Genomic DNA, 22,248 nt, shown 5'->3' on the forward strand with positions numbered 1-22,248 from the left:
GCGGCGCTATGCGCGGAACACCGCGATGGCGTGCTTCAGATCTTCCGACTGGCGTGCCAACACCGAGGTGGCCGCCGCCGCTTCTTCCACCAGCATGGCGTTCTGCTGCGTGACCCCATCGAGCTGCGAAACCGACGCGTTGATCTGCGCGATGCCGCTGCTCTGCTCGCGCGAGCTGGCGGAGATTTCCGACATGAGCTGCGTGACGGTCTGCACCGATTGCACGATCTGCGTCATGGTGGCGCCCGCCTTATGGACGAGATCCACGCCGTCGCGCACGGATTGATCGGATGCGCGGATGATCTCCTTGCTCTGCGCTGCGGCCTGCGCGCTGCGCTGCGCGAGGCTGCGCACCTCGCCGGCAACGACTGCAAAGCCACGGCCTTCTTCGCCCGCGCGCGCGGCTTCAACAGCCGCGTTGAGCGCAAGGATGTTGGTCTGGAACGCGATGCTCTCGATGGTGGCGATGATCTCGGTCACGCGCTGGCTGTCAGCACGGATGGCGTCCATGGTTTGCACGACGCGCTGCACGACCTGGCCGCCGTCAGCCGCAATGGTGGAGGCCTGCTCGGCAAGGGCGCTGGCGGCGCGGGCGTGGTCGGCGTTCTGCGCGACCATCGATGTCAGCTCTTCCATGCTCGAAGCGGTTTCTTCCAGCGCGGCAGCTTGCTGCTCGGTGCGGGCGGAGAGATCATGGTTGCCGGCGGAAATCTGCTGCGTGCTGTGGGCGACGCTGGCGGCGCCGTCCTGGATGTCGCGCACGATGGACGACAGGCTTGCGCGCATGGTGCCCATGGCGCGCATGACTTCGCCCAGCTCGTCGCTGGAGCGGGCTTCGACTACGGTGGTCAGATCGCCGGCAGCCAGGCGTGTGGCCAGCGTCGCGGCTTCTTCCAATGGTCGGATCAGCGTGCGTGCGAGCAGCACGCCTGACATCGTTGCCAGCCCGGCGCAACCCACGCCGGTGAGCCACAGCCAATCGCGGCTGAACACGAGCCACGCTGCGCCATGCAGATCGGCGGCTTCCAGCGCGATGTGCGCCCACACCGTGCCGATCAGGATGGCCGATGCAATCAGCGTTTGCAGGCCGATCACCTTGAAGCGCAGGCTGTCGATCTGGAACAGGTTGACGACGCGCCGCCATCCCGTGCGCAGAATGCGGCCGGCGCGCACGGTGTACGACGTGTCGCCTTCGTTGATCGCGGTATAGGCGCGTTGTGCGCGTGCGATCTGCGCGGGCATGGCCATCGAACGCACCGACGTATAGCCGACCACCGCGTTGTTCTGAAACACCGGCGTCACGTTGGCCAGCACCCAGTAGAAGCCGCCGTCCTTGCGGCGGTTCTTGACGAAGCCGCGCCACGGCTTGCCGGCCTGCAGCGTGGCCCACAAGTCGGCGAAGGCGGCTTCGGGCATGTCCGGGTGGCGCACGAGGTTGTGCGGCGCCCCCATCAGTTCGTCGTGCGCATAACCACTGATGCGCACGAACGCCGGGTTGGCGAAGACGATGAGGCCTTTGAGATCGGTGCGGGAGATGAGGTAGTCCGTCGGGTTGAGGGCGGTTTCGGCTTGGGTGACCGGCAGGTTCTTGCGCATGATGGTGCCGCGCTTCGTGGGCGCGGATGGTCGAAAGGAGGCGTGAGCGTGAAAGGCACACTGTCCTTCTTTGCATCGGCATGCTGCGGGCGGCCTAAAGATCATGTCTGCGCCGCAAGTTGATCTGGATCAAATCCCAAGAGCGGCGCAGGTTGGCATGCCCGTTGCTAGATTGCGGGCAATGCGCTGTTCAGGCGCTGCAGACGGAGGAACGAGGTGCACAAGATCTGTGGAGACGTTGAGATCGTCCCGCGTGTGGTTCCCGCTGGCGGGCGGGGCTGGGAGGCGCGTGTCGAGGTGGTCTTCCGCGGTGCGGAAGGGCAATCGTTGTCGGGCTCGCGGCCGGTGCGGCCCGGATGCACGTTCGGCTCGCCGCGCGAAGCGATGGACGCGGCGCTGCTGCACGGGCAGCGCCTGTTGCGCGAGTGGGTGAGGGGCGCCACACCCCAGACGGAAGTCGCGACCTGACGCGACCCGGAGATCAGCGCGCCTCGCTCGCCTTGCGTTCTTCACGCGAGAGGCCGGCCGTCCAATAGCCCTTGGCGTCGATGGCATCGTGCGGCACGGCCCAGGCGCCTTCGAGCAGCGTGCGGACCTGCTTGAGCAAGGACGCCTCGCCGGCCAGGAACACCTGCGGCGTGCCGGCCGGCATGGCTTGAGCGCTGAGCGCACCGACCATCATGGCGCCGGCGTGCGCCGTGTCGCTCTCCACCCAGTGGATGCCGCGACTGCGCGGGTGCTCGGCCAGGGCGCCCTCCAGCGGGAGTCGGGCGCGGGCGTCGCCAATGGCGATATAGGTCAGCACCTGCGCGTGCTCGGGCAACGCCTCCAAAATCGCGAAGATGGCGGGCAACGCGGTTTCATCGCCGATCAGCAGCGTCCACGGCGCCGCTGGGTCGGCACGGAATCCGCGCTTGGGGCCGGCGAATTCCACTTCATCGCCAGGGGCGGCGTGTTCGAGCCAGCGTGCAGCGGGGCCATGCTGCGCGGCCGGTGTTTCGTCGTGCACCACAAAATCGATTTCCAGTTCATCGCGCGCTGCGTGATAGCGACGGATGGTGTAAGCACGCCCCAGCGTGCGGCCGGGGCCCGCGGCATCGTGCGGAAACATCAGCTTGATGGCCGCGCCGGGCGCCGCGCCAGCCAGATCAGCGAGATCCATAGCCGCCACGCCGGTAAAGACTACGCGGCGCATGCGCGGCGACAGTGTATGGATTGCGCGCACGCGCACGCGCATGCGGCGTGTGGCGGGTTTGACAGAACTGAGCAGCTGCGACATGAGACCTTGTGTGCGATTGAAGGCAAACATAGATGGCTGCGGAATGGACCGACTGGACCGACGCGGTAGCGCGGGCGACCAAACATCGCCCGGGGCGGCTGAACAGATGCTGCTGCTTGCCGCTTACCGCTTACCGCTCGCCGGTGATTTCCTTGAGGGCACGTAGCAGGATGTCTGCCACGCGTTGCTGTTCTTCGCGCGAAGCGAAGCGTTTTTCCATGAGGGCAAACTTCAGGCGCCAGCGCGCGGTGCGCAGCGGGTCGTGGCCCGTGTCCGTCCATTCGGCGGCGTTGTCGGTTTCGCGGTCGAAGGCCATGGCTTCGTTCATGCGCTTGACGCGCTCGCCCATGGCACGCAGTTGGGCGAGGATGGCATCGGCACTGTGCTGGCGCTCGGCCAGCCATGTTTCGCCTTCGGGGGTGATGCCGTAGCGCTTCTTGTTGCCCTCGACAGTGACGGAAGCGAAACCGTGGTCTTCCAGATACGACAGCGCTGGGTACACCATGCCCGGGCTCGGTGTGTAGAAGCCGAGCGAATGCTCTTCCACCGCCTTGATCAACTCATAGCCGTGGCGGGGTGTGCCCTTGAGCAGCGCCAGCAGCACCAGTTGCAGGTCGGCTGAACTGAGCCGGCGGCCGCGCCAGGGGCTGCCGCCTTCGTCGTCACCTTCGCCATAGCCGCCGGGGCCGCCCATGCCACGCCCGAACCCGTGTCCGCCATGACCGTGGCGACCCATCATGAAATGCTTTTCAATCCACATTTTGTGGTGATGTCCGAACCAACCGCGCATTGCATTCTCCTGAAGAGCATCATCAGATATATCGTAAGATACATCTAATGATAGTGGCGGCCGTCCAGAAGTCAAGGCATCAATCGCGAAGGCGGAAGAACGGATCGGCCAATCAGGAGGCAGGTTTGTCGCTACCGAGCTTGGCGACGTGTACGAGCCAGCGCCGCACGACCTCTTCCTCTTCGGGCGTGAACCCCTCGAGCAGATCCTGCTCGATGCCGCCCGAGCGTTTTCGGCACGCGGCGAGCAGGGCGGACCCTTCCGGGGTGACGTCGATGTGCTGGATGCGGCCGTGCACCGCGTGGGGTCGGCGCGTAATGGCGCCGCTGCGCTCCAGGTTGGTGACGATGACGCTTACCGTCTGGGGCGTCAGCATGGTCAGCCGGGCGAGGTCGGCATTCGAGATACCCGGGTAGGCGCGGAGCATCGTGAGCACCAGGAATTGCGGCAGCGTGACGCCCACGTCGGCCATGGCGCGCTCCATGCGCAGCCGCTGAGCGGCGCTGGCCTGGCGCAGCAGGTAGCCGAGATAGCCTTCTTCACCGCGTTTGCCCTGCCCGGGCTCGGGGATGGAGGGCGCGTTGCGGGAGGTGTCGTTGTCCTTGCCGGCGGTAGCACGCTTGCTCATGATGTAAGAGTTCGAATATGATGTTCGAGCACTGATATTACCACTCCTCCTTACATGGACCCTCAACAGGAGCCAGACATGGAAGATCTTTCCCCTCGCATGGATTACTCGGAATTTGTCGATACTGCCGTCGGCGTGGCGCCGGCGCTGCAGGCGCTCGGTAAGGCGGTGGACGCCTCGGGGCTGGAAAAGCCGCTGACCGAACTCATCAAGCTGCGCGCCTCGCAAATCAACGGCTGCGCGTTCTGCGTGCAATTCCACCTGAACCTGGCGCGCAAGCTGCGCGTGGCGCCGGCCAAGCTCGATCTGGTGGCGGTCTGGCGCGACACGCCGGCGGTCTTCACGCCGCGCGAGCGCGCCGCGCTGGCCTGGACGGAAGCGCTGACCACCCTGGCCCGCGCGGCCGACCACGGGGTGGAGGATCACGAATACGACGCCGTGCTCGAGCATTTCTCCAGGACGGAAGTCGCCTTCCTCACAGCCGCCGTCGCCAACATCCAGGCGTGGAACCGTATTGCCGTCGCAATGCGCTTTGCGCCGCAGGTGCCGGCTGCCGTGACCGCGGAGCAAGCATGACCATGGACGCCGTCCGCCCCATCGAAGATGAAGCTGCCTTGCGTGCGTGCTTTCCCGTCATGCACCAACTGCGGCCGCATCTTGCCGACGCCGACGAGCTGGTCGCGCGCTGGCGCCGGCAGGTGCAAGACGGCTACCGCCTCATCGCCGTCTGGCGTGACGGGGTGCCGGTAGCGCTGGCGGGTTATCGGCAGCAGGAGAACCTCGTCTACGGGCCGTTCCTGTATGTCGACGATCTGGTGACCGACGCCAACCTGCGCAGCAGCGGCCTCGGCAACGTATTGATGAGCCACCTCAAAGCCGAAGCCGAGCGCCTGGGCTGTGCGCGGCTCGTGCTCGATACGCCGCTGTCCAACGTGCTTGGCCATCGCTTCTACTATCGCAACGGGCTGCTTGCAGGCGCTTTGCGCTTTGGCATGAACACGAAAACGGGGGCTGCGCGATGACAACACTGCTGCACGTGACCGTGAGCCCGCGCGACGATCGCTCGCACAGCCGGCGTGGCGCAAAGTGGGTGGTCGCACAATTGGCAGAGGCCGTTGGTGGCCTGCGCGTCATCGAGCGCGATCTGGCGGCCACGCCGTTGCCGCATCCCGATGCCGGTTTTGTCGAGGCCAGCCTCACGCCCGATGCCGACCGCACCGCAGCGCACCGTGCAGCGCTTGCGCTGTCGGAAACGCTGATCGGCGAACTGGGAGCAGCGGATGCCGTGTTGATTTCCACGCCGGTGCACAACTACACGGTGCCTTCGGCGTTGAAGGCGTGGATCGATCTGGTGGTGCGGCCCGAACGCACGTTCCGCCGCACGCCCACGGGCAAGGTGGGCATGCTGACCGATCGCTCGGTGCTGGTGGTATCCGCTTCAGGCGGCCACTTTGACGGCGCCCACGCGCAGACCGATTTCCTGATGCCATATCTGCGTTATGTGTTTGCCACGGTGGGCATCCATCAGGTGGAAGGCATCCGCTTGCAGAACACTGCGCGCGGTGCTGATTCCGCCATGCAGGCCTTCGAAAGTTTCCGGCAGGAACTGGCTGCGCGGATGTTGCTCATGCCGCTGGTGGCCTGAGGACTGTCACGCGAAGAGCCAGCGTGCCAGGTCCGCGGCGCCGGCCAGCCATTCGCGTGCGCGTGTCAATGCACTGCACCTGCGCTCATCTTCAGATCTGACTGCGTGGCCAGCGTCGTACGCACCGCCAGACGTATTCCTTTGATCTGCGTATCGATCGACAGGCTCGGCCGGCCCGCATGCCGCGCTGCCAGTTCGGGCGTGGTCGGCACGTGGATGAAGCCGCCGCGCACCTGCGGCGCGCGCATGGCAATGTGGTGCATCAAACCGTAGAACAGGTGGTTGCAGTTGTAGGTGCCTGCACTCTGCGACACGCCCGCGGGCACGCCGGCCTCGCGCAGCGCATGCACGATGGCTTTGATCGGCAGGGTGGAGAAGTACGCCGTTGGCCCATCGGCCACCACAGGCGTATCAACCGGCTGGTTGCCCGCGTTGTCGGGAATGCGTGCGTCGATCACGTTGATGGCTACGCGCTCCACCGAAATCTCCGTCCGGCCCGTGGCCAGCCCCAGCGCGAACACCAGGGCGGGTGATGTGGCCTCGATAGCGTCCACCAATATTTCGTTGGCGAGACCAAACACGCACGGCAACTGCCGCGCCACGATGACCGCGCTGTCCACCTGCGTGCTGTCGAGTGCCTGCGCGATGTCCCACGAAGGGTTGGTGGGGTCGGATTCAAACGGCTCGATGCCGGTGACAAGAACGGTAGTCATGCAGGCGCTCCTTGGTAATATCCGTAGTGATGCAACTATTTTCCGATCAAAAAGGCGGCAATGGCCGCCCCGTTTGTCTTACGTGTTCAGCGTACTCCGAACGTTACGGATGGCCTGCACCGTATCGTCGAACGCGCTTGCGCCGACATGCTCGCGCAAGCGCCGCGCCACCTTGGCGCTGGCGGCCTGCAACGCGGTTTCCAGTTCACGGGCGGCTTCCGTGGGGAAGAGGTTCCACTCTCGGCCGTCCTCTGCAGAAGGTTGGCGTTCCACCAGGCCCTTGGCGATCAAGCCGTCCACAAGACGCGTGGCAGTGGGCCGCGCAATGCCCAGCACCTCGGCCAGTTCGCGGTTGAGCACGCCGGGTCGTTTGAGCACCACGCGCAGCACGAACCCTTGCGGCGGCGTCAGGCTGAACGGCGCATACGCGACCGTCCATTCGCGCTCGACCGAGCGCGCCAGAGCGGTGGTGTTGAAGTACAGGCAGTGATCAAACATATACCGTAGTCTAGCGACGGATCATTAGGGATACAACGAATTTATTCATCCATCGATCTACTGGGGGGGCGGCTCAGCGTGCAGCTCAGGGCGGCGCATCCGCCATCTGCGTCAGCTGCTTCAGTGCCTGGACGAAGTACGCGCGATCGTGCGGTGCCAGGTCTTGCGTGGCTTGCGCGAGGCGGTTCATCGCCGTGCGAGCAGTAACGTGATCGCCGTCTGCGTGAGCAAACCACGCCAGCTCCAGCAGCAACCCGCTCACCTGCACGTGGCCGTAGCGATGGCGGCCGCTGTCGTGTTCGCGCAGACGCAGTGCGGCAACGTCGGACCAGCGCTGCGGCCAGTAGCGCGCGTCAAAGGCCTCGGCAAACGGGCCCGCTTGCGTACCGAGGTCGTTCAACTTGAGCGCTGCGCGGCTTGTGTCGGCGCGTGCTATGCGCATCAGCGCGATGGCGTTCCACGCCGATTGCAGCGGCCCGCCGTTGCGTAGCGCCTGCCATTCGCTCATGGCCAGCCAGCGGACGGCATCGACCGTGCCGTCGGCATGCACCGCGTTGCCAAGCACGTCGCGCAGCAGCCAGCACGTCATGCCGAGGTTGGCGGCAACTTGCTGCACGGCGTCGGAGGCCTGGCTTTCCAGCGCGGCAGCCAGCGCGGTTTCGAACTGCGCGACGATGCGCTGTGCGGCGTGTGCGCGTGCCTCCAATGCAATGCCGTCGGCATCCGCGTAGAGCAGGCGGGCGCGCTCGATGAGGGCGCTCAAGTTGTTCCACTCAAAACGGATCTGCGGGTGATAGCGCAGCAGGCTGCGACCGGGCTCGGCATCGGCGAGGCGGGCGAGCAGGCCGGCGGCAAGGTCGAGGTCGCGTCGGTCATACGCACACCATGCGGTGACGATGCGCTCCATGGCGGCGAGGTAGTCGTTGCCCAGCACATGGCGCTGCCGGCGGTGCGCGCGCAACTGCGAGAGCAGGGCGCTGGCGCGTGTCGAGTCGCCCAGCCGGCGCGCGGCCATTGCCTCGCCCAGGGTGACGAGGGCGCGCTGGAAGTCATTGTCTGCGGCGTCGCCAGCGTGGCGCAAGGCGAGCAGGGCGCCGCCGCGCTCGGTGTCGGAGGCAATTGTGCCGGTGCTCAGCGCATGCAGCAGTCGGCCTTCGCGCATGGCGTGACGCGCGGTCAGAAAGGCGTGCCAGAACGCGGGGTTGGGCGTGCCAGGCGCAGGGCCGGAGAGCGCGCTGGCGTTGGCTTCGGCGCTGTTGTCCGTGCTGCTTTCCGGCGCGGCGATACCGAGAAAGGCGCGCACATCTGTGTCATCGGCAATCCGTCCTTCCACCAGGCAGACCACGCGCGCCGCGTCTTCAGGCGTAAGCCAGAACGGGCCCTGGCTGCGCTTGTCTGCGTTGAGGAAGCGGGGCTCGCGGTCGCGCTGTTCGCCCCAGCCTGCCTGCACGCCCCAGTTCTGCCAGTCGCGAAAGGCGCGGCTGATCATCATGCGCTGCGTGCTGGCGTCCGACACAGCGCCGCGCAGGTCGGCCAGGCGCACCAGCGGTTGCTCCGGCGACAGACGATGCGCGTAGGCCAGGCGCACGAGCAGCCACAGGCTCTGGAACGGGGCGCGTCGTCCATCCACAGTTTGCGGTGTGGTCAGCTCGACATGGAGGGCGGGCAGGGTGGGCGGCGTCATGCAAACAATCAGGCGAAGCGAAATGTGGCGCCATTGTGCGCCACACCCATTGTTACAGGCGTTACGCGCGTGACGTGCAGCTTGTTGTGCACGCTGGCGGCAGCACGGAGCGCTCCTTACGATGCGCAGCGCCGGTGCCTGTGCGCATCGACGGTTGCCGGCAGCCATCTACCCATTTCAAGGAGCCTTTCATGTTCTCTCGCTGGTCGAAGACTTTCGCGTCCGCCCTCACGGCCTGCGCCGTTGCGATGAGCACCACCACCGCCCACGCCGAGCTGGTCGTGCGTAATGACCTCAAGCGCGCGTTCGACGACGCGGGTGTCTCGGGCACCTTTGTACTGATGGACATCGGCGCCGACCGCACCTATGTCGTCGATCCGGCGCGCGCCGCGCGGCGCATCCATCCGGCATCGACGTTCAAGATTCCGAACAGCCTGATCGCCTTCGACACCGGGGCCGTGCGCGACGATCAGGAAGTGCTGCCTTACGGCGGCAAGCCGCAGCCTTACCAGCAGTGGGAGCACGACATGGCGTTGCCCGAGGCGATCCGCCTGTCGGCCGTGCCGATATACCAGGAGGTGGCACGGCGTGTCGGCCTTGAACGCATGCAGGCTTATGTGGACGCTTTTGAGTACGGCAATCGCCAGCTCGGCAGCGTGATCGATCAATTCTGGCTGCGTGGCCCGCTGGAGATTTCCGCATTCGAAGAAGCGCGCTTCACCAGCCGCATGGCGCTCAAGCAGTTGCCGGTGAAGCCGCGCACGTGGGACATGGTCCAGCGCATGCTGTTGATCGAGCAGCAGGGCGATGCCGCGCTGTATGCCAAGACCGGCGTCGCCACCGAATACCAGCCGGAGATCGGTTGGTGGGTCGGCTGGGTGGAGCGTGCCGGCCACGTGTATGCCTTTGCTCTGAACATCGACATGCCGCGCGAGGGCGATATGGCCAAGCGAGTCCCGCTGGGCAAGCAGTTGATGCAGGCGCTGGCGGTGTGGCCGGCACCGTGAGAGGTGGATTTGCGAGGAACCCTGTCTGACTCGCAATCAGGGATGTTCGGAATCCCCAATCAGATCGATCCAGAGGACGATGAAAATCGTAAAAAACTGTTGCGTCAGACCGGCTGAAGACGGGCGGATGTGACACATCGCCCAAGGGTCGGGCATCGGGGGTCTTATGTTCAGGGTCTACAAGGCAATGGCCGTCGCCATCACGGCGGCCGTCGGAGCGAGTGGCGCGCTTGCGGCCGGCAGCCAGGACGGCGTGATTTATTTCACGGGCGCCATCGTCGAGGCGGGGTTCCGTGTGCTGCCAGCGCTGCAGGCGACGGGCACGGGCGAGGGTTTGCAGGCGCGTCGCTCTGCGTCAGGCGATCAGGTGGTGCTCGACTTTCGCTCGACAGCGGTGCGGGCCGTGCCGGTCGATGTGTCGGTGGAGGCTCGCGCGGCATCGTCGCTCAACCCCCTGCGGGTGGGCGATGCACGCAGCAAGGCGGACGTCCTGGCCAAATACGGCGGTTTCAAGGCCAACCTGCTGACGGCAAACAACGGCACGCTGACCTTGTCGCGCGCGCCGGGGGTGGAACCAGCGCTCGCGGTGGTGACGCTGTCCTACCAGTAATGAAAAAGGCGGGGGAATCCCCGCCTTGTTTGTGGACCGCTGCGACGGCGTTTAGGACGCCACTGGCCCCACCGGCGATTGGAACGGGTGATATTGATACAGCCACGTCTCGGACAGCGGCTTGCCATCCACACGCAAAAACAGCCGCATGTCGACCGGTTCCTTCCCGTCGACCGTCAGGTCGAACTGGGCGCGCCAGTGGCCCGGCACGCCGTTCGGCACGGCTTCGGTAAACACATACGAGAACGTGCCGCGCGAGGTGCTCAGCACGGCCTCCGGCTTGGTGCCGAAAGGCAGTTTCTCCAGCGGACCGCCCTTGAACTCGACCATGAATTTGCGCACGCCGCGCGGCCGCGGCTGGCCCGGCTGCCCGCCGTTGCCCATGCGCGTGGCCACGCAGCGCGCCAGTTGTGTCGGATACGGTTCATCGGCCAGCCAGTGCAGGCGATAGCGTAGACGGTACTGGCTGCCCGCACGCGCCGGTGCCTTCGGCACCCACATGGCGACGATGTTGTCGTGGATCTCGTCGTCGGTCGGGATTTCGATAAGCTGCACGGCGCCCTCGCCCCAGCCTTCCAGCGGCTCGACCCACAGGCTCGGGCGGCGCTCGTAGTGGACGCCGTCCTGGTAGTTGTTGAAATCGCGATCGCGCTGCAGCAGGCCGAAGCCGCGCGGGTTGTTGTCGCCAAAGGCAGACGCCATCGTGCGCGGCGGATCATTCAGCGGGCGCCAGATGCGCTCGCCATTGCCGGTCCAGAGGGCGAGGCCGTCGGAGTCGTGCACCTCGGGGCGCCAGTCAGTGGCGGTGCCCTTGGCGGTTTCCGAAAACCAGTACATCGACGTGGCGGGCGCGATGCCGAAACGGTCGACGTCCTTGCGCAGGAAGATGGCCGTGTCGATGTCCATCACCACGCCCTTCGTGCGGTGCATGACAAAGCGATATGCACCCGTGATGCTCGGGCCGTCGAGCAGCGTGTAGATCGTCACGGAATCGGCGCGGTTGTCTGCCGGCGTGTCGAACCACACGTGCGTGAAATTGGGAAACTCTTCCGGCTTGCCGGCCTGCGCCACGTCCAGCGCAATGCCCCGTGCGGAAAGCCCGTACTGATACAGCTCGCCGATGGCGCGGAAGTACGACGCGCCCAGGAAGGCGACCCAATCGTTCTTCTTCCAGTCGAGTTTCTTCTGGTCACCCAGGCGGCTTTCCTGGAAGCGGAAACCGGCAAAGCCGCTGCCGCGCGGCAGTTTGCGCGCCGGGCTGTCGGCGGGCATGTCGAAGTACGATTCGTCGTAAACGATTTCGCGGGCGGCGCCTTTTTCCACCACGTGCATGCGCACCGGGGCGCGGAAGAACGTGCCGAGGTGGAAGAACGTCACCGGAAACTGGCCGGGGCCGTCCGCAAAGAGTGCGTGGGCGGTGTCGAATTTGATCTTGCCGTGTGCCTCGTAGTCGATCTTGGACAGGATGTCGGCCGGCGCCGTTGCAGGGGGCGTGTAAGGCTTGCCGGCCATCGTGCGGGCGCGCTCGATCAGCGCATCGAAAGAAAACGGCGCGGCATCGCCCAGCTTGACGCGATCGGCGGCCAGTGCTTCGGGCGTGATGCCGAGCGCCGCCAGCGTGGCGGTAACCGAGGCGGAGGCAAGAAGGGTTCGACGTGTGACCATAGGTGCCTGTGATGTGACTGATGAATAAGAAGGGTCCGACATGGTAACGCGGGCCCGGGTTCCGACGTGGGTGGAGGGTCCACCGGATGGCCGATCCATTGCCGTTCAGACGCGCAGAACGACCATTCATCGCAGCGGGTTTGCACCTTCAAGTGCCGGCTACGATACTTGGCGGAACATCGACCTGGGGGGCTGGGATGGCGCGACGACTTCGCAGCATCGGCATCGCTTTGGCATGGGTCTGCACGGTATGCGGCGCCCAGGCGGCACCTTGCGATGCGCCCGCCCGGTTGAACGACGGCTGGCAGGTCGAAGCCGACCCCGCCGCAGCCGGCTTCGATGCCGGCCAACTCTGCACCGTCCTGCGCAATGTTGCCGACGCCGATATCAATTTCCACAGCCTGCTCGTGGTGCGCCACGGCCGTCTGGTGGCGGAGGTCTATCGTGCTGGCAAGGATGAGCGGGTGAAGGATCTGTTCCGCACCACGCGCACGTTCGATGCCAGCACGCTTCACGACATCCGCTCGATCAGCAAATCGGTGACGAGCCTGCTGTGGGGCATTGCGCAAGGGCAAGGCAAGACGCCGCCGCTCGACACGCCGGTGCTGTCGCTGTTTCCGGGGCTGGCGGATCTGAATCGCGACGGTCGTGAGGCGATCACGCTCTCGCAGATGCTGTCGATGTCGAGCGGCCTGGCCTGGAACGAATGGCGTGCGACGAGCCTGTTCAACAACGACGAGTTCGGGCTGTTCTGGCACACGTCTCAGGCGCACTACGTGTTTGACCGGCCGATGGCGGCTGCGGCTGGCACGCAGTTCAATTACAACGGGGGCAACACGGCAGTGCTTGCGCAACTGCTGGCGGAGCGCGTGGGTATGCCTGTGCCAGAGTACGCCCGCAAGCAACTGCTCGAACCGCTGGGTATCACCGACTGGGAATGGGTGGACGACTACCGTGGCCGTCCGCTGGCGTTTGCCGGGGTGCGCCTGCGCCCCCGAGACCTGGCGCGCATCGGCCAGCTTGTGTTGCAGCATGGCCAATGGAACGGGCGGCAACTCGTGCCCGCCGAGTGGATTGCCGAATCAACGCGCCCGCACATCGACACCGGCATGGGCTTGCAGTACGGCTATCAGTGGTGGCTCGGCAAGGTGGCGGCTGGCAGCGCGGAATACGCGTGGATCGGCGGCATCGGCAACGGTGGCCAGCGCCTGTGGATCGTGCCCGGGCTAGACCTGGTGGTCGTCACCACGGCGGGCGACTACAACCAGCGCGCAATCTGGAAACAGGCCGAAACCCTGCTCAACGAGGTGATGACAGCCGTGCAGCCAACGCCCCGGTAACGGCTGCGCGGCTGAACGTCTGAATGGGGCTTACAGGAACCGGTCGAGGATCTTGCGGCTGTGCTTGTCCAGCGCAAGCAGATCGCGGATCAGGTAGTGGATACCGTGGCTGTCGGAAATGAGCAGCGTGGTGCCAGTCAGGCGGCGGATATCTTCTTCGCCGCGCAGCACGAGGTCGGTCTGGCCGCGGTCGGTCTGCACCGTCCACGTGCTGGGCGTGGCGTAGGTCGATACGCCGACGATCGTGCGGATCTCGGGCATGAATTCCCGCGCGCCGAGTTCGGCTTCGATCAGCGCGCGCATTGGCGTGGGCAGCGCGTCGGGTTGCGTGATCCATGCCAGCTCGCGGCCGTCCGTGCTCATCAGGCTCAAGCCCTCGCCCGCGGCGGAGATCGGGAACGCGCGCACGGGCACCACGCCTTCATGCACGGTGCCGTCGGCCAGGGTCATCACAAGTTTGCCGAAGCCGTTGCGGCTCAGGGCGAAATCGGGCGTTTGCATCGCAGTCATTTCAGAGTGGGGATCACTGCGCGTAAGCCGGCGCCGCGGCGTCCACGCGCTCGCCGTCGCTGGTCAGATCGGTTTCGGCATCGACATTGCGGGCCTGCGCCTGATAGAGCTTGTAGTACGCCCCTTCGCGCGCGAGCAGCTCATCGTGATTGCCGACTTCGACGATCTGGCCGCGATCCATGACGACCAGGCGATCCGCCTTGCGCAGCGTCGACAAACGGTGCGCGATGGCAATGGTCGTGCGGCCCTGCACGAGGTTGTCGAGCGCCTTCTGGATTTCCTTCTCGGTGGTCGTGTCCACGGAAGACGTGGCCTCGTCCATGATCAGGATGCGCGGGTTGATGAGCAGGGCCCGCGCAATCGAAATACGCTGGCGTTCGCCGCCCGACAGGGCCTGGCCGCGTTCACCCACCAGCGAGTCGTAGCCGTGCGGCAGGCGCAGGATGAACTCGTGGGCGTGGGCGGCACGCGCGGCGGCAATGATCTCTTCGCGCGTGGCGTCGGGTTTGCCGTAGGCAATGTTGTCGGCGATCGTGCCGAAGAACAGGAACGGCTCCTGCAGCACCAGGCCGATGTTGCGTCGGAATTCCGACACGGGCAGCGAGCGGATATCGGTGCCATCCAGGCGGATCGCGCCTTCGGACACATCGTAGAAACGGCAGATCAGGTTCACGAGCGTGCTCTTGCCCGAGCCGCTGTGCCCCACCAGCCCGATCATCTCGCCCGGCTGGATCGACAGGTTCAGGCCGCGGATCACCGCGCGGTTGCCATAACGGAAGCCCAGGTCGCGCAGTTCGATCGCGCCCTTCACCTTCTCGAGATGCACGGGCCTGGCCGGCTCGGGCACGCTCGACACGTGGTCGAGAATATCGAAGATCCGCTTGGCGCCGGCCGCCGCCTTCTGCGTGACGGACACGATGCGGCTCATGGAATCCAGGCGCGTGTAGAAGCGGCTGATATAGGTCAGGAACGCCACCAGCACACCGACGGTAATGGCGTCGTGGCTCACCCGCCAGATGCCGAAGATCCACACCACCAGCAGCCCGACTTCGGTCAGCAGCGTGACGGTCGGGGTAAACAGCGACCACACCGCATTGACGCGATCGTTGATCGCCAGGTTGTGCTTGTTGGCCTCGGCAAAGCGCGTCACCTCGCGCTTTTCCTGCGCAAAGGCCTTGACCACGCGGATGCCCGGGATCGTATCGGCCAGCACGTTGGTGATTTCCGACCAGATCCGGTCGATCTTCTCGAAGCCGTGGCGCAGGCGGTCGCGCACCAGGTGGATCATCCACGCGATGAATGGCAGCGGCACGAGTGTCACGAGCGCCAGCCATGGGTCGATCGAAACCAGGATGACGGCCGTCATCGCGATCATCAGCACATCCGTGGCGAAATCGAGCAGGTGCAACGACAGGAACACGCTGATGCGGTCGCTTTCCGAACCGATGCGCGCCATGAGGTCGCCGGTGCGCTTGCCACCGAAATATTCGAGCGACAGCTTGAGCAGGTGCTCGTAGGTGGTCGTTCGCAGGTCGGCGCTGATGCGCTCGGACACGCGCGCCAGCAGATACGTGCGCGCCCAGCCCAGCACCCAGGCCACCAGCGCGGCGCCAAACAGGCCGGACAGATAGAGCGTCACCAGGCGGTAATCGACCGGCTGCCCGTTCTGGTAGGGGATCAGCACCTTGTCCATCAAGGGCATCGTCAGGTACGGCGGCACCAGGGTGGCGGCCGTGCCGATCAGCAGCAGGGCGAAACCGGCCAGCAATTCCCACCGATACGGCTGGGCGAAGCGCCACAGGCGCAGCAGCGCCCAGGTCGAGGGCGGCTGCTCCAGTTCACGGCTGCATTGCGGGCAGTTGTCTTCACCGGCCGGGAGGGGCGCTTTGCAGGTCGGGCAGATGTCCGCGTCGGGCTGCGCGGCCTTGGCGCCGGTGGTCAGGGCGTTGCGCTGGGCGTCGAAAGCATCGGCCAGCCGCAGCGCGTCGGTATTGTGGCCCAGCGTGTAGCGCCAGCTTGCCAGCCGGCGCTGGCCGTCGGACAACTCCAGCGTGCCGACGCCGGCGTGGTCGCTGTGGGCCAGCGTCATGCCGGGGGCGATGTCCCAGCTTTGCAAATCCTTTTCACCCACGGCTTGGCCGATCAGGCGACGGTTCGTAACAACCAGCCACCCTTGGGTAAAATGCAATCTCGCGTCCAAATCCAGCTGCAGCCCGGCCAGGACGGTTTCTTCTGGAGCAAGGCTTGAGCCGAGCACGACACGCCAGGGTTCCTGAGCGCGGACGACGGTGGGGGCGGACGATGGGGAGGACTGGGTCATCAGTGGCGCAAAGAATTCAAAAAGCGCGTCCAAATGGCCAAAAAACAGCCCAAAACGGGAAAAGGACGAACATAAATCGAGGCAAGAGTGCGGCGTCGCAATTGTTGCGGCCTGCAAAATTTGCTCGCAAGTATACATAGCCACGCCAGCACGGCATTTGGTGCGCTGCACAACGCACTCCGGGCTCAAGACGTCAACGCCGACGCCGTTGTAACGTTATTGAAAGGTAACGGTTCGGTTTCACGGACCAATTCACGGGTACATCGCCCCCTGCTTCCAAGCAAATTCAATGAAGAAGAAGGACATTGAGATTCTCGATGTCATGTCGCTGCGCGGCCCGAATATGTGGACATATCGGCCAGTGCTGGAGGCATGGGTCGATATTGGTGAACTGGAGGACTCTCCCTCCAACACGATTCCGGGGTTCTACGAGCGTCTGTCGACATGGCTGCCCACGCTGATCGAGCACCGCTGCAGCCCCGGCGTGCGCGGCGGTTTCCTGATGCGCTTGAAGGAAGGCACCTGGCCGGGGCACATCCTGGAACACGTCACCCTCGAGTTGCAGAACCTGGCCGGCATGCCCGGCGGTTTCGGCAAGGCGCGCGAGACACCCGTGCGCGGCGTCTATAAGGTGATCGTCCGCGCCTGGCACGAAGACGTGACCCGTGCTGCCCTGTTCGCCGCCCGTGATCTGGTCATGGCGGCCATCGAAGACCGCCCGTACGACGTGGACGCCGCCGTCGAAACGCTGCGCGACATGGTGGACGAACAGTGCCTGGGCCCCAGCACCGCCTGCATCGTCGAAGCCGCCGATGACCGCAATATCCCGTCCATCCGCCTGTCGGACGGCAATCTCGTGCAACTCGGCTACGGCGCTCGCCAGCGCCGCATCTGGACGGCCGAAACCGACCGCACCAGCGCTATCGCCGAATCCATCTCGCGCGACAAGGACCTGACCAAGAGCCTGCTGCAGTCGTGCGGCGTGCCGGTGCCGGAAGGGCGCATGGTCGACAGCGCCGAAGACGCCTGGGATGCGGCCGAAGACATCGGCGTGCCGGTGGTGGTCAAGCCTTACGACGGCAATCACGGCCGCGGCGTATTCACGAACCTGATGACGCGCGAAGAGGTGGAAACCGCTTACGCCGTGGCCATCGAGGAAGGCAACGGCGTGATCGTCGAGCGCTTCGTCTCCGGTAACGAACACCGCCTGCTGGTGGTGGGCGGCCGCCTGGCGGCGGCGGCGATGGGCGAAACCGCGTCGGTGGTCGGCGATGGCAACTCGACCATCGAAGAACTGATCGAATCGCAGATCAACTCCGACCCGCGCCGCGGCAACACCGAAGAACACCCGCTGAACTGCGTGCGCCTGGATTCCGCCGCGCGCCTCGAACTCAAGCGCCAGGGCTATGCCGACGGCAGCGCCGTGCCGCCCGCGGGCCGCAGCGTGCTGATACAGCGCAACGGCAACGTCGCCTTTGACGTGACCGACCGCGTGCACCCGAGCGTGGCCGCGCACGCATCGCTGGCCGCGCGGGTTGTCGGACTCGACATTGCCGGTGTAGACCTGGTGGCCGAAGACATCTCGCGCCCGCTGGACGAGCAGCGCGGCGCCATTGTCGAAGTCAACGCCGGGCCCGGTCTGCTGATGCATATTCGGCCGGCCCAGGGCGAACCACGCCCCGTGGGCCGCGCGATTGTCGACCACCTGTTTTCCGACAAGGATGGCACGCAGGACGATGGCCGCATTCCTATCGTCGGCATCACGGGCACCAACGGCAAGACCGTCGTGGCCAAGTTGGTGGCGCAGATGCTGCAACTGTCGGGCAAGCACACGGGGTTGGGCTGCAGCGATGGCCTGTACCTCGATCGCCGTCAAGTGGAATCCGGCGCGCGTACCGACCGCGCCGCGTGGGACGCCTGCCATCGCATCCTGATGAACCGCGCGGTGGAAGCCGCCGTGTTCGAGAGCGACAGCGGCATGATCCTCTCGCAGGGGCTGCCGTATGACCGTTGCCAGGTGGGCGTCGTCACCAACTTCGGCAAGCCCGATCACCTGGGCGATTTCTACGTCGAAGACGAAGACCGCATGGTCAGCGTCCTGCGCACGCAGATCGACGTGGTGCTGAAGACCGGCGTCGGCGTGCTCAATGCCGCCGATGCGCGCCTCGTTGAAATGGCAGAGCTGTGCGATGGCGAAGTGATCTTCTTCGCCTTGTCGGGCGATCTGGAGGCCATCGCCGCGCATCGCGCTGCTGGCAAACGGGCCGTGTTCGTGCGCGACGGCAAGGTGGTGCTCGCTACTGGCCCGACCGAACTGGCGCTGGCCGACGTGTCGGCCATTCCCCTGACCTACGACGGCCGCGTGCCGTTCCAGCTTGAAAACGTGCTGGCGGCTGTGGCCACCGGCTGGGCTCTGGGCATTTCGAACGATCTGATGCGCGCCGGCATCATGACCTTCGATGTGGGGCAGGTGGATGTGCCGGGCCGCTTCACGCTGTTCCAGCACCATGGCGCCACGATCGTGGTGGATGACGCGCACAACGCGTCGGCACTGGAAGCCCTGGCCGCTGCGCTGGACAACTTCCCGGCGCAACGCCGCACGCTTGTGTTCGGCGCCGGCCTGCAACGCCGCGATGAAGACCTGGTGGCGCAAGGCACGGTTATCGGACAGACATTCGACCGCGTGCTGCTGTGCGAAGACGCCAGCGTCAAGCGCACCGATGCCGAGTTCGATCGCCAAGCACGCGCGCTGCTCAAGCAAGGGTTGCAGGCAGGCGGTCGCGTGGCTGAAGTCGTCGTCGAAGCGGCCAAGCGCCGGGATGTCGTGGACGCGGCGCTCTCGCAGGTCACAGCAGGCGACCTGCTGGTTTTGCAATGCGATGAGTGTGCCATCGAGGGCACCGTCCAGCAGGTACACCAGTGGATGGGCCGTGCCGAATCCCAGAACTGACGATCGGGCCTGAGTCAGAAAGAACGCCCAAAGCACAACGGAAAGCTGATTGCATGGAAGTTTCTCGTATCCGGGCCTTGCGCGGCCCAAATCTCTGGTGCCGCCATACGGCCATCGAGGCCATCGTGGCCTGCTCGGACCAATCCCAACTGCTGGCCGAGCTGCCGGGCTTTGAAGACCGCCTGCGCGCGCGCTTTCCGGCGATTGGCCCGATGCGCCCCGATGACGAAGCCGATGCGCCATCGATTGCGCACGCGCTGGAAGCCGCCGCGCTGGGCCTGCAAGCTGCCGCCGGTTGCCCGGTGACGTTCAGCCACACCGAGCCCACGCTCGAACCGGGCACGTATCAGGTCGTCGTCGAATACACCGAAGAAGAAGTGGGCCGACTGGCATTCGAGCTGGCCGGCCAACTTTGCCTGGCCGCCCGCGACGACCAGCCGTTTGATCTGGACGATGCACTGCACCGCCTGCGCGAGCTGGACGAAGACGTACGCCTGGGGCCGAGCACCGGCTCCATCGTCGACGCCGCCGTGGTGCGCGGCATTCCGTATCGCCGCCTCACGCAGGGCTCGATGGTGCAGTTTGGCTGGGGCAGCAAACAGCGCCGCATTCAGGCCGCCGAAACCGACATGACCAGCGCCGTGGCCGAATCGATCGCGCAGGACAAGGACCTCACGAAGGCCCTGCTGCATGCGGCCGGTGTGCCAGTGCCGCTGGGCCGTTCGGTGCGCAGCGCCGAGGAAGCCTGGGAAGCCGCGCAGGAAATCCACGGCCCGGTCGTGGTCAAGCCCCGCGACGGCAACCAGGGCAAGGGCGTGGCCGTACGCATCCGCACGCGCGAAGAAGTGATGACGGCGTACGAAGCGGCGGCCGACATTTCTTCGGACGTGATCGTCGAGCGCTACATCCCCGGCCATGACTTCCGTCTGCTCGTGGTGGGCAAGCACCTGGTGGCAGCTGCGCGCCGCGACCCGCCGCAAGTCATCGGTGACGGCAAGCACACCGTGCGCGAGCTGGTCGACGAAGTGAACCGCGACCCGCGCCGCGGCGAAGGACATGCCACGTCGCTCACGAAAATCCGCTTCGACGACATTGCACTGGCCACGCTCGCCAAGCAGGGCCTGAGCGCCGACGCCGTGCCGCCCAAGGGCACGCGCGTGGTGTTGCGCAATAACGCGAACCTTTCCACGGGCGGCACCGCCACCGACGTGACCGACGACGTGCACCCGGCTATCGCGGCGCGTGCCGTCGCGGCCGCGCAGATGGTCGGCCTCGACATCTGCGGGGTAGACGCCGTGTGCGAAACCATGCTCAAGCCGTTCGAGGACCAGGCCGGCGGCATCGTGGAAGTCAACGCCGCACCGGGTTTGCGCATGCACCTGCAGCCGTCGTACGGCAAGGGCCGTGCCGTGGGCGAGGCGATTGTCTCGACGATGTTTGCGGATGGCGACGACGGCCGCATCCCCGTGGTGGCGGTGTCCGGCACCAACGGCAAGACGACGACCGTGCGCCTGATTACCCATCTGCTGGCGTCCAGTGGTCTGCGCATGGGCATGACCGGCACCGATGGCGTGTACATCCAGGGCCAGCGCATCGACACCGGCGACTGCAGCGGCCCGCGCAGCGCGCGCAACGTGCTGCTGCATCCGGATGTCGATGCCGCCGTCTTCGAAACCGCGCGCGGCGGCCTGCTGCGCGAAGGTCTTGCGTTCGACCGCTGCGATGTGGCCGTGGTGACGAACGTGGGCGAAGGCGACCACCTGGGCCTGAACTACATCAGCACGGTGGAAGACCTGGCCGTGCTCAAGAGCGTGATCGTGCAGAACGTGGCGCCGCGCGGCATGGCGGTGCTCAACGCCGCCGACCCGATGGTCGCGCGCATGGCGGAGGGCTGCCCTGGTTCGGTCACGTTCTTCGCGCACGATCCGGGCCTGCCGACCCTGGCGCTGCACCGCGCGCAGGGCAAGCGCGTGGTGTTTGTCGATGGCCCCGAGATCGTAGCCGCCGAAGGTGCCAACGAAACGCGCATCGCACTGGCCGACATTCCGCTCACGCGCAACGGCACGATCGGATTCCAGGTGGAAAACGCGATGTCGTCGATTGCGGCGGCATGGGCGCTTGGCATCGACTGGACGGTGATCCGCCGCGGGCTGGCGACGTTTGTGAACGACGCCGCAACCGCGCCGGGGCGCTTCAACCTGTTCGACTACAAGGGCGCCACGCTCATCGCCGACTACGGCCATAACCCGGATGCCATCCAGGCACTGTGTAACGCGGTAGCCACCATGCCGGCGCAGCGTCGCATGGTGGTGATCAGCGGGGCCGGCGACCGCCGCGACGAAGATATCCGCAAGCAGACGCAGATTCTTGGCGGCGTGTTTGACGATGTCGTGCTGTATGAAGACCAATGCCAGCGCGGGCGCGCCGATGGTGAAGTGCTTGCGCTGCTGCGTGAAGGGTTGCAGGGTGCGTCACGCACGAGCCGTGTTGATGAAATCCGTGGTGAATTTCTGGCTATCGACACCGCGCTGGGGCGGTTGCAGCCGGGGGACCTCTGCCTGATTTTGATTGATCAGGTGGAGGAGGCATTGGAGCATATTGCTCGGCGGGTTGCTGAGTAGATTAGAACCCCGGTGAACTTCGCTGGGGTTTTGGTTTTGTTTTTGTGGTGCATCCCTTGTTTCATCCCCTGCCGGGGCTGACTCACTTTCTTTGGTCTTGCCCAAAGAAAGTAAGCAAAGAAATGCGCGCCCGAGATGGCGACCCCCTCCTTGAATTTCTGTCGCAGGGAGGGGAAGGGAAAAACTCGCTGCGCTCAGACAGTTTCCCTTCCTTTTTCCTCCCTGCAACAGAAATTCAAGGCGCCATCTAGGGCAGGAAAGTCAAAAGACAAAAGCCACACCCTCTGGGCGCCAGCCCAAACGACAAGGCCAACCGCGCGACGGGTTGGCTTTTCTCTTTTGACGTTGAGCCCTTGATGGCGCCTTGAATTTTTGTGAGCGGGCGGATCAAG

The 22,248-nt window shown here is 65.4% G+C and carries 19 protein-coding genes; 9 read left to right on the top strand and 10 right to left on the bottom strand.

What is annotated here, in order from left to right:
• Nucleotides 1-6: 6 nt before the first annotated feature.
• The gene (locus ACUXH0_RS05285) at nucleotides 7-1,596 is read right to left on the bottom strand and encodes a methyl-accepting chemotaxis protein (protein WP_182594913.1); all 1,590 of its coding nucleotides are present in this window, start codon (nucleotides 1,594-1,596) and stop codon (nucleotides 7-9) included.
• 216 nt (nucleotides 1,597-1,812) lie between these two features.
• Between ACUXH0_RS05285 and ACUXH0_RS05290 the strand changes: the two genes are divergently transcribed.
• A complete protein-coding gene (locus ACUXH0_RS05290; RefSeq protein WP_182594914.1) occupies nucleotides 1,813-2,064 on the top strand; it encodes a hypothetical protein in 252 nt (83 codons plus the stop codon).
• 13 nt (nucleotides 2,065-2,077) lie between these two features.
• Here the strand turns inward: ACUXH0_RS05290 and ACUXH0_RS05295 are convergent, their stop codons facing one another.
• From ACUXH0_RS05295 to ACUXH0_RS05305, 3 genes are all read right to left on the bottom strand, one after another.
• Nucleotides 2,078-2,905: a siderophore-interacting protein gene (locus ACUXH0_RS05295; protein ID WP_012430084.1), complete on the bottom strand. Its 828-nt coding sequence runs from the start codon at nucleotides 2,903-2,905 to the stop codon at nucleotides 2,078-2,080.
• A 100-nt stretch (nucleotides 2,906-3,005) separates the two neighbouring features.
• On the bottom strand, nucleotides 3,006-3,665 hold the full coding sequence (locus ACUXH0_RS05300) for a PadR family transcriptional regulator (protein WP_012430085.1): 660 nt from the start codon (nucleotides 3,663-3,665) through the stop codon (nucleotides 3,006-3,008).
• A gap of 112 nt (nucleotides 3,666-3,777) precedes the next feature.
• On the bottom strand, nucleotides 3,778-4,293 hold the full coding sequence (locus ACUXH0_RS05305) for a MarR family winged helix-turn-helix transcriptional regulator (RefSeq protein ID WP_012430086.1): 516 nt from the start codon (nucleotides 4,291-4,293) through the stop codon (nucleotides 3,778-3,780).
• A gap of 78 nt (nucleotides 4,294-4,371) precedes the next feature.
• Here ACUXH0_RS05305 and ACUXH0_RS05310 point away from each other — a divergent pair, with 78 nt between their 5' ends.
• The 3 genes from ACUXH0_RS05310 to ACUXH0_RS05320 are packed head-to-tail and all read left to right on the top strand — an operon-like array spanning nucleotide 4,372 to nucleotide 5,938.
• Nucleotides 4,372-4,869 (top strand): carboxymuconolactone decarboxylase family protein, encoded by a 498-nt coding sequence (locus ACUXH0_RS05310; RefSeq protein ID WP_012430087.1) that lies wholly within the window; start codon nucleotides 4,372-4,374, stop codon nucleotides 4,867-4,869.
• Nucleotides 4,866-5,315, top strand: a complete 450-nt coding sequence (locus ACUXH0_RS05315) for a GNAT family N-acetyltransferase (RefSeq protein ID WP_004627953.1) — start codon at nucleotides 4,866-4,868, stop codon at nucleotides 5,313-5,315. Before ACUXH0_RS05310 ends, ACUXH0_RS05315 begins: the two co-directional genes overlap by 4 nt.
• Entirely contained in the window at nucleotides 5,312-5,938 is a 627-nt protein-coding gene (locus tag ACUXH0_RS05320; RefSeq protein WP_012430088.1) for an FMN-dependent NADH-azoreductase, read from the top strand. Before ACUXH0_RS05315 ends, ACUXH0_RS05320 begins: the two co-directional genes overlap by 4 nt.
• Before the next feature lie 65 nt (nucleotides 5,939-6,003).
• Here ACUXH0_RS05320 and pcp read toward each other — a convergent pair whose 3' ends face one another.
• The 3 genes from pcp to ACUXH0_RS05335 form a co-directional block, all read right to left on the bottom strand.
• Nucleotides 6,004-6,651 (bottom strand): pyroglutamyl-peptidase I, encoded by a 648-nt coding sequence (gene pcp, locus ACUXH0_RS05325; RefSeq protein WP_012430089.1) that lies wholly within the window; start codon nucleotides 6,649-6,651, stop codon nucleotides 6,004-6,006.
• 78 nt (nucleotides 6,652-6,729) lie between these two features.
• On the bottom strand, nucleotides 6,730-7,149 hold the full coding sequence (locus ACUXH0_RS05330) for a MarR family winged helix-turn-helix transcriptional regulator (RefSeq protein WP_004627946.1): 420 nt from the start codon (nucleotides 7,147-7,149) through the stop codon (nucleotides 6,730-6,732).
• A gap of 85 nt (nucleotides 7,150-7,234) precedes the next feature.
• Nucleotides 7,235-8,833, bottom strand: a complete 1,599-nt coding sequence (locus ACUXH0_RS05335) for a hypothetical protein (protein WP_012430090.1) — start codon at nucleotides 8,831-8,833, stop codon at nucleotides 7,235-7,237.
• 191 nt (nucleotides 8,834-9,024) lie between these two features.
• Between ACUXH0_RS05335 and blaOXA the strand changes: the two genes are divergently transcribed.
• Together blaOXA and ACUXH0_RS05345 are read left to right on the top strand one after the other, a co-directional pair.
• Nucleotides 9,025-9,840: an OXA-60 family carbapenem-hydrolyzing class D beta-lactamase gene (gene blaOXA, locus ACUXH0_RS05340; RefSeq protein ID WP_012430091.1), complete on the top strand. Its 816-nt coding sequence runs from the start codon at nucleotides 9,025-9,027 to the stop codon at nucleotides 9,838-9,840.
• A gap of 166 nt (nucleotides 9,841-10,006) precedes the next feature.
• Nucleotides 10,007-10,450 carry a hypothetical protein gene (locus ACUXH0_RS05345; RefSeq protein ID WP_012430092.1) on the top strand — a complete coding sequence of 148 codons (444 nt, stop codon included), beginning with the start codon at nucleotides 10,007-10,009 and terminating at the stop codon, nucleotides 10,448-10,450.
• A gap of 51 nt (nucleotides 10,451-10,501) precedes the next feature.
• Here ACUXH0_RS05345 and ACUXH0_RS05350 read toward each other — a convergent pair whose 3' ends face one another.
• Entirely contained in the window at nucleotides 10,502-12,115 is a 1,614-nt protein-coding gene (locus tag ACUXH0_RS05350; protein ID WP_012430093.1) for an OpgD/OpgG family glucan biosynthesis protein, read from the bottom strand.
• A gap of 197 nt (nucleotides 12,116-12,312) precedes the next feature.
• Between ACUXH0_RS05350 and ACUXH0_RS05355 the strand changes: the two genes are divergently transcribed.
• Entirely contained in the window at nucleotides 12,313-13,455 is a 1,143-nt protein-coding gene (locus tag ACUXH0_RS05355; protein ID WP_012430094.1) for a serine hydrolase domain-containing protein, read from the top strand.
• Nucleotides 13,456-13,485: 30 nt separating this feature from the next.
• On the opposite strand, the gene ACUXH0_RS05360 is transcribed toward ACUXH0_RS05355, so the two are convergent.
• Nucleotides 13,486-13,956 carry a cyanophycin metabolism-associated DUF1854 family protein gene (locus tag ACUXH0_RS05360; RefSeq protein ID WP_024542523.1) on the bottom strand — a complete coding sequence of 157 codons (471 nt, stop codon included), beginning with the start codon at nucleotides 13,954-13,956 and terminating at the stop codon, nucleotides 13,486-13,488.
• A gap of 22 nt (nucleotides 13,957-13,978) precedes the next feature.
• On the bottom strand, nucleotides 13,979-16,285 hold the full coding sequence (locus tag ACUXH0_RS05365; RefSeq protein ID WP_012430096.1) for a cyanophycin metabolism-associated ABC transporter: 2,307 nt from the start codon (nucleotides 16,283-16,285) through the stop codon (nucleotides 13,979-13,981).
• A gap of 289 nt (nucleotides 16,286-16,574) precedes the next feature.
• Here ACUXH0_RS05365 and cphA (ACUXH0_RS05370) point away from each other — a divergent pair, with 289 nt between their 5' ends.
• A complete protein-coding gene (gene cphA, locus ACUXH0_RS05370; RefSeq protein WP_182594915.1) occupies nucleotides 16,575-19,235 on the top strand; it encodes a cyanophycin synthetase in 2,661 nt (886 codons plus the stop codon).
• Nucleotides 19,236-19,288: 53 nt separating this feature from the next.
• The gene (gene cphA, locus ACUXH0_RS05375) at nucleotides 19,289-21,856 is read left to right on the top strand and encodes a cyanophycin synthetase (RefSeq protein ID WP_012430098.1); all 2,568 of its coding nucleotides are present in this window, start codon (nucleotides 19,289-19,291) and stop codon (nucleotides 21,854-21,856) included.
• Nucleotides 21,857-22,248 lie beyond the last annotated feature (392 nt).

This window comes from Ralstonia sp. 110700041-2 (genome assembly GCF_056280165.1).

Excerpts from the sequence above, each read along its gene's own strand:
- ACUXH0_RS05310 (WP_012430087.1), top strand. The coding sequence starts at position 4,372 with ATGGAAGATCTTTCCCCTCGCATGGATTACTCGGAATTTGTCGATACT.
- pcp (WP_012430089.1), bottom strand. The coding sequence starts at position 6,651 with ATGACTACCGTTCTTGTCACCGGCATCGAGCCGTTTGAATCCGACCCC.
- ACUXH0_RS05295 (WP_012430084.1), bottom strand. The coding sequence starts at position 2,905 with ATGTTTGCCTTCAATCGCACACAAGGTCTCATGTCGCAGCTGCTCAGT.
- ACUXH0_RS05330 (WP_004627946.1), bottom strand. The coding sequence starts at position 7,149 with ATGTTTGATCACTGCCTGTACTTCAACACCACCGCTCTGGCGCGCTCG.
- ACUXH0_RS05345 (WP_012430092.1), top strand. The coding sequence starts at position 10,007 with ATGTTCAGGGTCTACAAGGCAATGGCCGTCGCCATCACGGCGGCCGTC.
- ACUXH0_RS05315 (WP_004627953.1), top strand. The coding sequence starts at position 4,866 with ATGACCATGGACGCCGTCCGCCCCATCGAAGATGAAGCTGCCTTGCGT.
- ACUXH0_RS05350 (WP_012430093.1), bottom strand. The coding sequence starts at position 12,115 with ATGGTCACACGTCGAACCCTTCTTGCCTCCGCCTCGGTTACCGCCACG.
- cphA (WP_012430098.1), top strand. The coding sequence starts at position 19,289 with ATGGAAGTTTCTCGTATCCGGGCCTTGCGCGGCCCAAATCTCTGGTGC.
- ACUXH0_RS05355 (WP_012430094.1), top strand. The coding sequence starts at position 12,313 with ATGGCGCGACGACTTCGCAGCATCGGCATCGCTTTGGCATGGGTCTGC.
- ACUXH0_RS05365 (WP_012430096.1), bottom strand. The coding sequence starts at position 16,285 with ATGACCCAGTCCTCCCCATCGTCCGCCCCCACCGTCGTCCGCGCTCAG.
- ACUXH0_RS05360 (WP_024542523.1), bottom strand. The coding sequence starts at position 13,956 with ATGCAAACGCCCGATTTCGCCCTGAGCCGCAACGGCTTCGGCAAACTT.
- ACUXH0_RS05305 (WP_012430086.1), bottom strand. The coding sequence starts at position 4,293 with ATGAGCAAGCGTGCTACCGCCGGCAAGGACAACGACACCTCCCGCAAC.
- ACUXH0_RS05335 (WP_012430090.1), bottom strand. The coding sequence starts at position 8,833 with ATGACGCCGCCCACCCTGCCCGCCCTCCATGTCGAGCTGACCACACCG.
- ACUXH0_RS05320 (WP_012430088.1), top strand. The coding sequence starts at position 5,312 with ATGACAACACTGCTGCACGTGACCGTGAGCCCGCGCGACGATCGCTCG.
- ACUXH0_RS05300 (WP_012430085.1), bottom strand. The coding sequence starts at position 3,665 with ATGCGCGGTTGGTTCGGACATCACCACAAAATGTGGATTGAAAAGCAT.
- cphA (WP_182594915.1), top strand. The coding sequence starts at position 16,575 with ATGAAGAAGAAGGACATTGAGATTCTCGATGTCATGTCGCTGCGCGGC.
- ACUXH0_RS05285 (WP_182594913.1), bottom strand. The coding sequence starts at position 1,596 with ATGCGCAAGAACCTGCCGGTCACCCAAGCCGAAACCGCCCTCAACCCG.
- blaOXA (WP_012430091.1), top strand. The coding sequence starts at position 9,025 with ATGTTCTCTCGCTGGTCGAAGACTTTCGCGTCCGCCCTCACGGCCTGC.